This is a genomic window from Rossellomorea sp. NRS-1567, assembly GCF_050467885.1.
Taxonomy (GTDB): Bacteria; Bacillota; Bacilli; order Bacillales; family Bacillaceae_B; genus Rossellomorea; species Rossellomorea aquimaris_C.
Window position 1 is genome coordinate 72538 of sequence record NZ_JBITPL010000026.1, and the last position, 13457, is coordinate 85994.

General features: G+C 41.8%; 11 protein-coding genes. All 11 read right to left on the minus strand.

Annotated features, from left to right (window positions below):
• Window positions 1-18: 18 nt before the first annotated feature.
• Window positions 19-405 (minus strand): adenosylmethionine decarboxylase, encoded by a 387-nt coding sequence (speD, locus tag ACIFOD_RS19600; protein WP_113969581.1) that lies wholly within the window; start codon window positions 403-405, stop codon window positions 19-21.
• A gap of 628 nt (window positions 406-1033) precedes the next feature.
• Window positions 1034-2062, minus strand: a complete 1029-nt coding sequence (locus tag ACIFOD_RS19605) for a glyceraldehyde-3-phosphate dehydrogenase (protein WP_430315961.1) — start codon at window positions 2060-2062, stop codon at window positions 1034-1036.
• Between the two features lie 516 nt (window positions 2063-2578).
• Window positions 2579-3184 (minus strand): dephospho-CoA kinase, encoded by a 606-nt coding sequence (gene coaE / locus ACIFOD_RS19610; RefSeq protein ID WP_430315962.1) that lies wholly within the window; start codon window positions 3182-3184, stop codon window positions 2579-2581.
• A 26-nt stretch (window positions 3185-3210) separates the two neighbouring features.
• Window positions 3211-3843 carry a sporulation membrane protein YtaF gene (gene ytaF / locus ACIFOD_RS19615; protein ID WP_148969893.1) on the minus strand — a complete coding sequence of 211 codons (633 nt, stop codon included), beginning with the start codon at window positions 3841-3843 and terminating at the stop codon, window positions 3211-3213.
• Window positions 3844-3911: 68 nt separating this feature from the next.
• Window positions 3912-4736, minus strand: coding sequence for a DNA-formamidopyrimidine glycosylase (gene mutM / locus ACIFOD_RS19620; protein WP_430315963.1), 825 nt, complete (start codon window positions 4734-4736; stop codon window positions 3912-3914).
• 22 nt (window positions 4737-4758) lie between these two features.
• Entirely contained in the window at window positions 4759-7389 is a 2631-nt protein-coding gene (polA, locus tag ACIFOD_RS19625) for a DNA polymerase I (protein WP_430315964.1), read from the minus strand.
• Between the two features lie 214 nt (window positions 7390-7603).
• Window positions 7604-8539 carry a protease modulator HflC gene (hflC, locus tag ACIFOD_RS19630; protein ID WP_430315965.1) on the minus strand — a complete coding sequence of 312 codons (936 nt, stop codon included), beginning with the start codon at window positions 8537-8539 and terminating at the stop codon, window positions 7604-7606.
• The gene (hflK, locus tag ACIFOD_RS19635; RefSeq protein WP_430315966.1) at window positions 8532-9494 is read right to left on the minus strand and encodes an FtsH protease activity modulator HflK; all 963 of its coding nucleotides are present in this window, start codon (window positions 9492-9494) and stop codon (window positions 8532-8534) included. The genes hflC and hflK overlap by 8 nt, the downstream gene beginning before the upstream one ends.
• A 352-nt stretch (window positions 9495-9846) precedes the next feature.
• Window positions 9847-11646: a two-component system histidine kinase PnpS gene (gene pnpS / locus ACIFOD_RS19640; protein ID WP_430315967.1), complete on the minus strand. Its 1800-nt coding sequence runs from the start codon at window positions 11644-11646 to the stop codon at window positions 9847-9849.
• Complete coding sequence (locus ACIFOD_RS19645) at window positions 11643-12362, minus strand: response regulator transcription factor (RefSeq protein WP_430315968.1); 720 nt, start codon at window positions 12360-12362, stop codon at window positions 11643-11645. Before ACIFOD_RS19645 ends, pnpS begins: the two co-directional genes overlap by 4 nt.
• Window positions 12363-12710: 348 nt before the next feature.
• Complete coding sequence (locus ACIFOD_RS19650; RefSeq protein ID WP_430315969.1) at window positions 12711-13187, minus strand: MaoC family dehydratase; 477 nt, start codon at window positions 13185-13187, stop codon at window positions 12711-12713.
• Window positions 13188-13457: the final 270 nt, after the last annotated feature.

Sequence of the window (13457 nt, forward strand, 5' to 3'; positions counted from 1 at the left end):
CTTCTGAGTTATCTTCGATTAAAGGGCTTGAGCTTGAGCCTGAGACTTCTTCACTTGTACAGGACCCATACCACGTGGCAATTCAATTGTTTCACGCGTGTCAGCACCAAGAGCATCTGCAATATATTCAGCAGCGATGTTAGGATCTAAATCACCGCAAGTATATACATCAATACTGGCATAACCATGTTCAGGAAAACTGTGAATAGTCAGATGTGATTCTGAAATGATCACAACTCCACTAACACCTTGAGGAGCAAATTTATGGAAAGCTACCTCACGTACCTCTGCACCTGATTTCAGCGCAGCATCTACGAATGTTTTTTCAATTCCTACTACATCGTTTAATTTTTCAAAATCGCAACCCCATAATTCTGAGATTACATGACGACCCATTGTTTCCATTTCGTGTTTCCCCCTTTGACATAATTTTTTTCGTCAAAATGAACGTGTCCTTTGGCAAAATCTTAACTACCACGGGGGAAAGTTAGTCCGAAGAGGTCCTAACCCTTTAAGTAGCTAAATCAGTATTCATTTGCTAATAAGAAGTTCACGAAAAATAGTATACTTTGTTTAAAACTCTTTTGCAATAAATTTTTTAAACTTTTTATATGGGTGGACGATCGGTTGACTTCCGTGAGTGAATGCGGGTATTCACCCAAACATTAAAGTTTGTTTTAGTGATGTTCTAATCGTTGACCGTTCCTTTCCGCTACAGGCACTTGCTTTCCGCGGGGCGTGCGGTGAGCCTCCTCGGCTTCGCCTGCGGGGTCTCACCTGTCCCGCTATTCCCGCAGGAGTCAAGTGCCTTCCGCTGCAATCCACTCTGTGATACTACACTTTTACTAATTATACTTTTTGATAGATAAACATAAAAAAGATCTTTTTCAAAATTTGTTCCTAAAGTAACTTAATACATCCTTCATTAAATAGAGTGTTCTATACCATCTTTCTTAAAAAGCGAAATAAAAGAAAAGAACGCACCGGGAAAGGTACGTTCTAAGGATGAAGCTTATTGTTTATTTGGGTTCTTTCAAACGTTGACTTTTTGTTTTGCGTTCATTTTTGATGCAACGAATTTAGCCAGGTCAACGACGCGGCATGAATAGCCCCACTCGTTATCGTACCAGGCCAGTACCTTGACTTTTCGATCTCCCATTACCATCGTGGATAATCCGTCGATGATCGCTGAATGAGGATTTGTATTAAAGTCGATTGAAACTAATGGTTCCGTTGTGTATTGCAGTACTCCGTGTAAGGAACCAACAGATGCCGTAACGAAAGCTTCATTGATTTCTTCTACTGTTACGTCTCTTTTCACATCCACAACCAGGTCCACTAGGGAAACATTTGGTGTAGGCACACGTAATGCCATTCCGTGAAGCTTGCCGTTTAATTGAGGCAGAACCAATGATAATGCTTTGGCTGCACCTGTCGTGGTCGGGATGATCGATTGACCGCACGCTCTCGCTCTTCTCAAATCTTTATGTGGATTATCAATATTCTTTTGGTCATTTGTATAAGCATGGACAGTCGTCATAAGTCCATTTTCAATACCAAATTGCTCATCTAATACCTTCGCAACCGGCGCTAAGCAGTTCGTCGTACAAGATGCATTTGAAATGATGCTGTGTTCTTCAATATTTAATGCGCTTTCATTTACACCCATCACAATTGTAATGTCTTCATTTTTACCCGGGGCTGTCAGGATGACCTTTTTCGCTCCCGCTTCTAAATGAAGGCTCGCTTGATCTTTCGAATTGAATTTTCCAGTAGCTTCAATCACAATATCGATATTTAATTCGCCCCAAGGCAAAGCTTTAGGATCACGATTGCTTAATAGTAGGACACGTTTCCCATTGACGATGAGTGCATCATCTTCCGTCACCACATCTGCCTGAAATGTTCCATGATTTGTGTCATACTTTATTAAATGTGCTAATGTTTCAGCCGGGTAGCTTGCGTTAATGGCTACAACCTCTAAGTTTTCCTCTAATATTGCTTTCCTGAAAACCATTCTCCCAATACGTCCAAAACCATTGATTGCAATTTTCGCCTTCATAAATCCGGCTCCCCTCTATATTAATGTTATACTTATATGTTTATTTGCTAAAAATAGTATAACATATTTAGAGAATATGTTAATAAGTATTTTGAGGATTTTTAATGTTTTATTATTCTGACAAATAGGCTTATTGAATGTATATTACCATGGTTTGGATTCATACATTTTTTCAATGATATTGATTTAAACATTGACCGTTCCTTTCCGCTTCAGGCACTTGCTTTCCGCGGGGCGGGCGGTGAGCCTCCTCGGCTGCGCCTGCGGGGTCTCACCTGTCCCGCTATTCCCGCAGGAGTCAAGTGCCTTCCGCTACAATCCACTCTGTGCTGATACATATTTAGTGACTATACACGTTGACAGACATACACCACAAAGCCTCTATAGATACGTTTAGAGTTTGTCCTATATACATACGCAAACCAAAAAATCAATATTTATCGTCATAACTACTAATTATCTAGTGGACCAAATAAAAAGCCGACAAGAGGTTTCCTTGTCGGCTCATATGTCATTCTATGGTTTTAGATCCCAATCCACTAGTAGCGCATCAAGTTGTTCTTTAGTTTCATGTAAAGATCCGTTGTTGTCGATGATTGCGTCGGCAAGGCTTGCTTTGTCCTTTAAGGGGAATTGGGAAGCGATGCGGGATGATGCGTCTTCATGGTTAAAGTTGTTCCGCTCCATTAGACGGGATAGTTGGGTTTCTTCGTTCACGTATACTACGACTGTGCGATCGACCATCCACGTCAAGTTGCTTTCGAATAGAAGGGGAATATCCATGAAAATCGTATTTTTACCAGCTGCAATGGCTTCTTCCTTGTGGGCGAGCATCATGCTTCTGACGGCAGGATGAACGATTCCATTCAGCTTTTTTCGTTTTTCTTCAGAGTTAAAGATGATCTGGCCGAGTCTTTCCCGATTAATGGTTGAATCGTGATCGTGCAGTATGTGTTCACCGAATTCTTCCACAATCGCAAGGTAAGCCGGCTGATCAACCTCCACCACCATACGGGCAGCAAGATCAGCATCAATGATCGTATAGCCTTTTTCATTTAACATTTTCGACACTGTACTTTTACCACTTGCAATGCCACCTGTTAATCCTATAATGCTAACCATTATCCTATTCCTTTCTAGCTCAGCCATTAAAACCTCAGGATCCCTATAAGGATCAACAGAACTCCCGGGAGAAATGACACTCGGTGGATCCAGCGCAAATGAGAGAAGAATTCCCCCATTTTTAATCCTGAGAATAAGAACGTAAAGCTCATCACCAGGATGGCTAAAGTAAGTATGAATGGCGAGAAATTTAATAACGCTGCGCCAATTCCGGCACCGAATGCATCCAATGATAGTGCAATTCCAAGCATAAATGCTTCAATACCAGTAATCGTACCCGATCTATCAAAGTCTGCCGTTAACGGCCTTCTTAAAATTTGAACCACTAATCCTATAGATTTAATCTCAAAGTTAATTAACGTTTTTTCTTGGGATAATACCGTTTCTTTTTCCGGTCTAAAGAACTGGTACAGTACCGCCGCCCCGATCACAACCAGAATCAGCCCGCCGATCCTTCCAGCCCAAAGCGGAGAGATAATGGATCCGATGGTCTGACCAAGCAACATGGCCAACAGTAAGGAGCTCGCCGAACAAATGGATATGATGCTGATTGATTTTGTAGGGATTTTCACTTTTCGTAATCCGTAAGTTAAACCTGTGCTAAAACTATCAAGACTTACAGCAAACGCCAGCAGTAATAAGGAGATTGTTTCACTCATCTAATAGCCCTCCCAAAAATCATTACAATAATATATGGTAAGGGCTTATCAGATGTTAATTGTTCTTTCTAACGTTGGCAGTCGGGACAATAGTGCGTCCCTCTCCCTGCTGAGACCTTCTTCTCGATGGGAGTGCCACACTTTCGACAAGGTTCTTCCTTCCGGCTATACACGAAGAGGTTCTGTTGGAACATACCCATTTGTCCCTGCGAATTCACATAGGAGCGAATCGTACTCCCTCCCATTTCCACGGCTTCGGTTAGCGTATGAATGATTTCTTTGTACAAACGTTCAATTTCTTCAGGTGAAAGAGATTTCGATTTCCGGTCAGGATGTATACCTGCACGAAACAACGCTTCATCCACATAGATATTCCCCAGTCCCACGAGGACCGTTTGATCTAATAATGTGGCTTTCACGATTCTTTCTGTCCTGCTCAGCTTTTCAGCTAAGTAGCCAGGAGTAAATTCGGATTGGAATGGCTCCGGCCCCAACTGCAGGAGGGGAAGATGAAGCAGTTCCTCCCCTTTCCTGAATAGGTGCATCGTCCCAAACTTCCGGACATCACGGTATCTGAGTTCTGTGTTATCCGTAAAGTGAAATATGACGTGAGTGTGCTTTTCAATGGGGTCCCGGCTTTCAGACAAGTTGTACTTTCCTTCCATTCTCAAGTGAGAAACAAGGGCCACGTCGTTTAAATAAAAGATCAGGAATTTCCCTCTTCTTCTCATTTCAAGTATTTCCTGCCCCTTCAAGCTATGAACAAATTCATCGGGCTCGACGGGGCTTTTAATCATCTTAGGCCAAAAAACCGAGACGTCTTTGATTTTCTTTCCAATCACAAGAAGCTCAAGCGTCCTTCTGACCGTTTCTACTTCAGGCAGCTCCGGCACTCTGCCACCTCCTTATCAAACTCTACTTCGCGTCGTACCATGTTTGACCGTATGAGTAATCGACCTTTAATGGAACTTCCAACTCCATCGCATTCTCCATTACTTCAGGAACAATCTTCTTTAACACTTCGATTTCTTCTTCAGGCGCTTCAAAGATCAATTCATCATGCACCTGCAGCAATAATCGTGATTGAAGATTTTCTTCTTTTAACCTTGCAGCCATATCAATCATCGCCTTCTTGATGATGTCGGCTGCACTTCCTTGAATCGGAGTGTTCATTGCTGTACGTTCAGCGAAACTTCTTAAGTTGAAATTACGGCTGGTGATCTCAGGCAGGTAACGTCGGCGATTAAGCAGAGTGGTCACATAGCCCTTCTGCTTTGCATCCTGTACGATATCATCCATATATTCTTTAACACCAGGGAAGCTTTCCAGATACTTCTTAATGAATTCCCCTGCTTCTTTTCGGGTAATATCAAGGCTTTGAGAAAGACCGTAGTCACTGATTCCGTATACGATTCCGAAGTTAACGGCTTTCGCATGCCTTCTCATATTAGACGTGACCTCTTCCTTTGCCACCCCAAAGACGTCCATCGCTGTTTTCGTATGAATGTCCATATCATTTCTGAAAGCTTCCACCAATTTCTCATCTTTGGCAATATGGGCAAGTACACGCAGCTCAATTTGAGAGTAGTCTGCAGCGAACATGACCCAGCCTTTTTCAGATGGAATGAACGCCTGACGGATCTTCCTTCCTTCTTCAAGCCGGATCGGAATATTTTGCAGGTTAGGGTCCGTCGAGCTTAATCGTCCCGTTTGAGTCAGGGCCTGGTTGAATCGTGTATGAATCTTACTCGAATCTTGATGGACGACCTTCAATAACCCCTCTAAATACGTGGATTGCAGCTTCCCTAGCTGACGGTAATGCAGGATATGTTCAATGATTTCATGCTTGGACTGAAGTTTTTCCAGTACGTCAGCAGAAGTGGAATAACCGGTTTTGGTTTTCTTCACGACCGGTAAACCCAGCTTTTCAAAAAGAATCACGCCGAGCTGCTTCGGAGAATTAATATTAAAGCTCTCTCCGGCTTGTCCATGTATGTTCTTTTCTAATTCTTCCAGGCGATGTGAAAGCTCTTCTTTCATAGTGAGCAAACGCTCTTGATCCACTTTCACGCCGGTGAATTCCATTTCGGCTAAAATAAGGGCAAGGGGTAATTCTAACTCTGCAAATAATTCATAGAGATTGTTTTCTTTTAATTCTTCCATACATGTGTTCTTCAATTCATGAAGAATGAATGCTTTTCGTGCAAGATGCTCTGATAGAATGTCAGTGGAAGGAACCTTCTGCTTGGCACCTTTTCCATACACCGCTTCATCGGATTCGATAGAAGGTTGACCGTGTCCTTTTGATATCGTAGCGAAGTCTTCACTCGATTCAGAAGGATTGATAATGTAAGATGCTAACAGCAGATCAAACTTTATCCCTTTTATGTCAACTCCCTGTCTCTTTAGCGCGACGACGGTTTCCTTCGAGTTGTACACGTATTTCGTTGCGCTTTCGTTTTCAGCCCATTCCTTAAATGCTTCTGAATTCAATGCCGTCTCAAGCGTAAAGAAAATCGTACCTTTCTCATTGTGCAGACTCATCCCGATTACTTCGCCGAGGTGATAATTCTCCTCCAGCATTTCAATGTATAATGAGCTTTCGTTCGCAAGGTGTTCTTCTTTGATGGTTTCAACTATCTCAAAGGAGATATCATCCAGTTCCTGAGGCTCTTCTTGAGTGGTTTCGCCCATTTTCTCCAGTAGTGAGTTGAATCCGAGATCCCGGTAAACTCCCTTTAGTTTCCCTTCATCCATTCCATCATAATTCAGCTCTTCCACTCCAATCTCGATTGGAGCTTCCCTTAGGATGGTCGCGAGTTCCTTACTCATGATCGCTTGTTCTTTATTTTCTTCGAGCTTTTCTTTTAATTTCTTCCCGCTGACCTTGTCAATGGAGTCTAGCAGCTTTTCAAGGGAATCAAATTCTTTTAGCAGCTTGATCGCCGTTTTCTCCCCTACACCCGGCACGCCTGGAATATTATCAGAGCTATCCCCCATCAGACCTTTCATATCGATGATGCGATCAGGTGTGATTTCCCATTTTTCTTTTATATGCTCGGGAGTATACACTTCGATATCCGTTATACCTTTTCTCGTAATACAAACCGTCGTAGTCTTCGAGCTTAACTGGGTTAAATCCTTATCCCCGGAATACACCTTTACCTCGTACCCGTCAGATTCCGCTTGCAGGGAGAGCGTTCCGATAATATCATCCGCTTCATAGTTTTCTTTTTCATAGCGCTTAATTCCGTATGCATCCAAAAGCTCGCGGATATACGGAAATTGCTCGGACAATTCCGGTGGAGTCTTTTGTCTGCCGCCTTTGTATTCCTTGAATGTCTTATGTCTGAAAGTCGTTTTCCCTGCATCAAAAGCGACTAAAATATGAGATGGTTTTTCGTCTTCGAGTATTTTTTGCAGCATGGTGGTAAAACCGTATACTGCGTTTGTATGTACACCTTTGTCGTTATTTAATAAAGGCAGTGCGAAGAATGCACGGTAAGCAATACTATTGCCGTCGATCAATACTAATTTTTTTGACATGTAAGTACCTCCTGTAAAGGCTTCTGATTCTATATGTTTATTCTATCATGTTGGGGAATGAAAGGAAAAATGGGGGCCTTATTAAGTCCCCATAGATGACTTTGATTAGATTTTGAATCAGAGTCATTTATGGGTGGGTTTTCGATAAAAGGAACATAAAATTGAAAAAAACTGTTGAAGAATGAGATCACTCAATCTTCAACAGTTTCTTCTTTTATTCTGTATACCCCATCAACAGTCTTGCATATGGGGAGTCAGATGGTAAGATGATAACCGTTTTATCATCCACTGTTTTCTTATAAGTTTCCAGCGTTTTGTAGAGGTCATAGAAATCGGGATCCTTGGAGAACGATTTGTTGTATATTTGTGCCGCTTCCGATTCCCCTTCTGCCCTGATGACATTGGCGTCAGCCCCTGCTTTTGCCAGCAGCTCCTTCACTTCACGATCTGTTTCAGCCGTGATCCGCTGTTTCTCGGCATCCCCCATTGAGAGGTATTCCTGGGCCTTTGATTCACGTTCTGAAATCATACGCGTATAGACAGAGTTTTCATTTGCTTCCGGTAAATCCGTACGCTTCATACGGACATCCTGAACGACAATTCCGTATCCATCCCGTTCAAGAAGCTCGTTCACTTTGTCAGTCACCCGATCGTTCAAACTTCCCCGGGAAGACTTTTCATCATTGATGATTTCATCATATTCTAATTGCCCGAGCTCGGACCTGACGACAGAGTAGATGAACTCTTCCATTTTCGTCTCTGCGTTGATGACCGTTCTTGCATTCTTGATCATTTTAAGAGGATCTTCGATACGCCATACGGCATAGTTGTCGATGAGCATCCGCTTTTTATCTTTTGTATTGATCTCAGCTTCCGTTACATCATACGTCATTTGATGCTTAGGCAGGGTAGTAACAGACTGAATGAACGGTATCTTATATTTCAAACCGGGTTCTTTGTCTATTCTTACGACTTCCCCGAATTGACGGACGACTTTATACTCTCCTTCTTTGACAATGAAGAGACTGGTAAACAGCAGAAGAATGATGGCAGCGAGAATGACTAGGAAGATCCCTAACTTTGTATAACGCTTCCACTCAATAGGTTCTTTCTTCTTTTGATTGATGTCAAAGACGTTTTGATCACTCATTCTCTTCACTCCCTTCCTGCTTCACCTGGCCGTTTTGATTTTCAAGCTGTCGAATCGGGAAGTATTTCAACGTTTCTCCACTATCCTTCATAATGTAGATTTCTGCATTCGGAAGAACATTCTCCAGGGTCTCTAATACAAGTCGTTTTCTCGTAATCTCAGGATTCGATTTGTATTCGTTATACAGCTTATCAAATACGGCTACATCTCCACGGGCCTGCTCCACACGCGCAATTTTATCCCCTTTTGCCCTGGACATGATCGCATCTTTTTCACCTTTTGCTTCATTTGATCGCTGGTTACGATATTTCTTTGCTTCATTTATTTTCGTGTTCATCGTTTCCCTTGCGTCCGTCACGGCTGTAAAGGCTGATCGAACCTCTGCATTCGGCAGCTCGACATCCTGCAATTTTACTGCAAGAATGGAAATACCAATATCGTAATCATCAATCAGGGTGGTTAGTAAATCTCTTACTTCCGCCTCGATTTCCGCTTTTCCAGATGTTAACGCATCATCTATCAAAGAGCTTCCTATAATGCTTCTTAAAGAAGATGAAGTAGCATCGTAAAGAATTTCCTTCGGGTTGTCTGAGTTAAATAAGTACGTTTCAGGATCTGTGATTTTCCATTGAACCACTAGATCAGCGAGAACGATGTACTCATCTCCCGTGATCATTTTCGTTTCTTTCGGAAAGTCCTTGATCTTCCCGTCTTTTTCTTCATATCCAAATTGCAGACTGAAGGTTTCTTTAGACAGGACTTCCACTGATTGCATCGGCCATGGCATCTTGAAGTGCAGCCCAGGCTCAACGACTGGCTCTCCCGCTTCTCCAAATGTCAATACAAGAGCTTGTTCTGATTCATCAACGGTATACCAGGAAGTCAATAACACAACAATTAAAATAATGGCCGCTACAACCATCCCTGTCACCATGTAAATTCGTTTTAAACTCATATGCGCCCTCCCTTTTCTATCTCTATATCTTATTAATCGCCTACTAAGATATACGGACTTACTACAAAAAGGTTTCATTAATATTAAGAGAAGATGACAAAAGAGGGAGTTAATGTAGTAGGATCGCGGTGTGTGGATTCCTAACTGGATGCATCCGTCAGCTGGCAAGTAAGCTTTGCATTCATTATGGAGATAGCGCTTTCAAAATAAAAAAGCGAAAAGACGAGAACGGGGTTAGTTCTCGCCTTTTCTTAACACCTTGGATGAAGGGGTTTCACTTAGTATCGTAACACCCTTTTATTAACTGGATTTAAACCTATTGTAAATACAATGTAAAATAATTGTAAACTAACTAAGATTTTCTTATCCCTTCACCTAAAGAATAGCTTGAAGACTGTTTGTATAAGGAGACTGTGAACGTCGTACCTTCATTCACTTCACTGTCCACTTCGATCTTTCCTTCATGAGCTTCGATGATATGCTTCACAATGGCTAAACCTAAGCCCGTTCCGCCAGAATTACGGCTTCTTGCTTTGTCCACGCGATAAAATCGTTCAAAAATGCGGGGAAGCTCTTCTTTACTGATTCCCATCCCGTTATCCTTGACGCTCACATGAACCATTTCCTTATCTTCCTTCACTGAAATCAGGACATCCCCGCCCTTTGGAGTGTACACGATCGCATTACTGACCAGATTAATGAAGACCTGTTTTAGTCGGTAGGAGTCTACTTCCGCATGGCCCCTTGACTCAAAGGACGTTTGAAGGGAAATGTCTTTTGATTTCGCTTTTTCTTTCAGTATCGGAATCACGTCTTCAATTAAACCGGCAATCTCTACTTCCTGCAGGGAAAGCTCGAACCCCTGTTTTTCAATCTTGGACAGTTCCAATAAATCCTGGATAAGGGATTGCAGGCGGTCGCTTTCCATCAGAATGATATCCAGGAAAGACTTTAACGTATCCGGATCATTCATCGCCCCATCCAATAGTGTCTCAGAGAAACCTTTAATGGATGTGATCGGTGTTTTCAATTCGTGAGAAACATTCGCTACGAAGTCTTTTCTCATTTGCTCAAGCTTTTTGAGCTCCGTGATGTCATGGAATACCACGACAATCCCTTTCCACTCATCGTTATGACCGATAATAGGAGCCCCATATACTTCATAATGCTTTCTTTCTATTTTGTGAGGAAGAAGGATTTGCTTTCTTAACCGTTCTTCTGTCATGAAGATTTCTTCCACAAGCTTATTCACTTCCTGATAGTGAATGACCTCATGGTATCTTACTTTTTTCAGCTGGCTTTCTTTCAGATTAAAGAAATCCCTGAACGTCCGGTTCGTTAATACAACAAATCCTCGGTGATCAATTAAGAGAAGGGCACTCCCCATGTTTTCAATCAGCGTCGTTAAACGATCCTGCTGCATTTCCTGGGAATTCACCATTTCCTGCAGATTACGGGCGAGAATGTTAATGGAGGTACTTAACATAGTCGTTTCATCCAGGCGGTCTTCGTATGTCCTCGCCCGATAATTCCCCTTGGCGAGCTCCATTGCCACATTCGTTGCCGATTCAATGGGCTTTGTATACCTCACCGTAATTCTCGATCCCAAAATGATAATGAGAATTAACGCAAGACCCAAGGAAATGGACAGCACAAACCAAATTTGCTGTATGCCTTTCTCAAAGGCTTCTACCTCGGTACTCATGATAAGCAGTCCATTAAACTGGTTTTTCTCTCCCTTAAGCGGGTACCAATAATACCTGTACTCCACCCCTGAAGTCACCAGTTTTCTATGCTTTTGCTTTACATCCCAATTCTCCTGGATTTCATTTATGATCCTCTTTTGCTGAGGGCCAACCAGTGATTCCGAGGTTTCCGTATCATGGACTACACTTCCTGAGTTATCAAGAATCGTAATCCTGACATCCAATATGTCACTTAATTCTTTGATCATCTCGGGATCGATTTCTTTCGGTGTCCCGTTTTCTTCAATGGAATTAGCCAGTAACCTTGCCTCTTTTTGAATCCGGGAATTAAATGTATCCAGGTAGAAATTCTTGAAAATCTGTCCCAGAAGCAAACCAAGTCCTATCAATACAGCGATGATCAGGGTAATTAGAGCAAAAAGAAGCTTTGTTCTAAACTTGGTCATCGATTTTTAGGCTCCTCCAATTTATACCCAAGCCCACGGATGGTTTTTATATAAGTTGGTTTTTTCGTGTTGGATTCTATTTTTTCCCGTAAATGACTGATATGAACATCCACTATTCTGGTGTCCCCGGCAAAATCATAATTCCATACCGCACTTAATAGCTGGTCTCTCGTTAAGACTCTGCCCTTATTGTCAGTTAGATATAAAAGAAGTTCGAATTCCTTAGGTGTTAATTCCATAAGTTCACCTTGGAAATAAGCTTCATACTGTTCCGGATAAACCTTTAATTCTCCCACTTCCTTGTAATCTGTCGGTTCAATGGAAGAGGATTCCACCGCTTCCTGTATGGCTTGACTGCGTCTTAGAATAGCCTTGACCCTCGCAACCACTTCACGTGGACTGAACGGCTTTGTCATATAGTCGTCTGCCCCAAGCTCCAGTCCCAGAACTTTATCAAATTCGTCATCCTTCGCCGTTAACATAAGAATGGGGATATTAATCTTCCTCTGTCGCAGTTCTTTACACACTTCGATTCCATCCATGGAAGGAAGCATCAGGTCAAGAATAATCAGGTCAGGGGATTGCTCAATCGCTTTATCCCTTCCTTCTTCACCATCATGTGCTGTTGTAACGGAATAACCGGATTGCTCAAGATTGTACTTTAAGAGTGTTGCAATAGACTGTTCATCATCGACTACCAAGATTTTTTTGCTCATTTGTTGTGCCTCCATACAAAAGAAAATTAACCCCAACATCCAACGTCTTTATGTAATTGTACTTTCATTATAATATAAATCTCGAGGGTTACCATCATTTAGAGAGATTTAATACTTTTTAGTTTTCTTGCCGTTCGTTACTTAACCGCCCCAAAACTTGTTATCTTCTTTTATATGATGCACTTCTCACGCTTTCTTTATCATAATTTTCCATAATAAAAAGAGGCTAGGGTAAAACTAAAAACAAGAAAAATAATAATAAACCCGAACCAATCTGCCTACTAGGAAGCAGATTGGTTCGGGTTTTACTTAGGCTAAAACACTTTTGTCTCAGCCTCCTTAAGTTGTTTAGAAGTTTTCTAATGCATGGCTATTCATTTTCTCTAGTCGGTGAGGCGGGCAGACTTTGATGGTACCATTGATGACCTTTTCATCTTCTTCATTGGTAGCTGTTACATCAATGGTTACCAAATGAGTGTTGGGATCGACTTCCTTCACTTCAAACAGGAATTTTACTGTTGCGTAATGATAGACCGGTTTAGGGAATTCAATGTTTTGCTCTACTATATGAGAGCCCGGGCCCGGTAGGTATTTGGAAACGGCAGATGTGATGATGCCTGTTAACATGATTGAAGGAACAATCGGCTTTTTGAATGGCGTTTGAGAAGCATAATCATGCTGGATGTATAATGGATTGGCATCATTTGTGAGCCCAAGATATAGAAGCAGTGCGTTATCTTCTATTTTTTCTGTAAGGGTCAGCTTTTCACCAATCGTCATTTCCTCGATTTTTCTTCCCAGTTTTCTCTTTTTCCCTAATAACATAAGAAGCACCTCCGCGTATGTAAACGATTACAATTTTAAATAATAAAAATTGTTTTTATTATCTGTCTATTAATATTTTAACATTTATAGGGTTTCCATACAAAGAGTTTTTACGCATGGGGTTTAATTTAATAGAACATCATTTAGTAAAGTCTAGTTGATTAAACTTCCTCGATAGGCGTGTAGTGGTTGATTTCCGCTCCAGGTGCTCGCTTTCCGCGGGGCGTGAGTTGAGCCTCCTCGGGCTTTTGCACTGGCCCCATAATGTTG

Coding starts and splice junctions, on each gene's coding strand:
- speD (WP_113969581.1), bottom strand. CDS start 405: ATGGAAACAATGGGTCGTCATGTAATCTCAGAATTATGGGGTTGCGAT.
- hflK (WP_430315966.1), bottom strand. CDS start 9,494: ATGAGTTTAAAACGAATTTACATGGTGACAGGGATGGTTGTAGCGGCC.
- pnpS (WP_430315967.1), bottom strand. CDS start 11,646: ATGACCAAGTTTAGAACAAAGCTTCTTTTTGCTCTAATTACCCTGATC.
- ytaF (WP_148969893.1), bottom strand. CDS start 3,843: ATGAGTGAAACAATCTCCTTATTACTGCTGGCGTTTGCTGTAAGTCTT.
- hflC (WP_430315965.1), bottom strand. CDS start 8,539: ATGAGTGATCAAAACGTCTTTGACATCAATCAAAAGAAGAAAGAACCT.
- ACIFOD_RS19645 (WP_430315968.1), bottom strand. CDS start 12,362: ATGAGCAAAAAAATCTTGGTAGTCGATGATGAACAGTCTATTGCAACA.
- coaE (WP_430315962.1), bottom strand. CDS start 3,184: ATGGTTAGCATTATAGGATTAACAGGTGGCATTGCAAGTGGTAAAAGT.
- polA (WP_430315964.1), bottom strand. CDS start 7,389: ATGTCAAAAAAATTAGTATTGATCGACGGCAATAGTATTGCTTACCGT.
- ACIFOD_RS19605 (WP_430315961.1), bottom strand. CDS start 2,062: ATGAAGGCGAAAATTGCAATCAATGGTTTTGGACGTATTGGGAGAATG.
- ACIFOD_RS19650 (WP_430315969.1), bottom strand. CDS start 13,187: ATGTTATTAGGGAAAAAGAGAAAACTGGGAAGAAAAATCGAGGAAATG.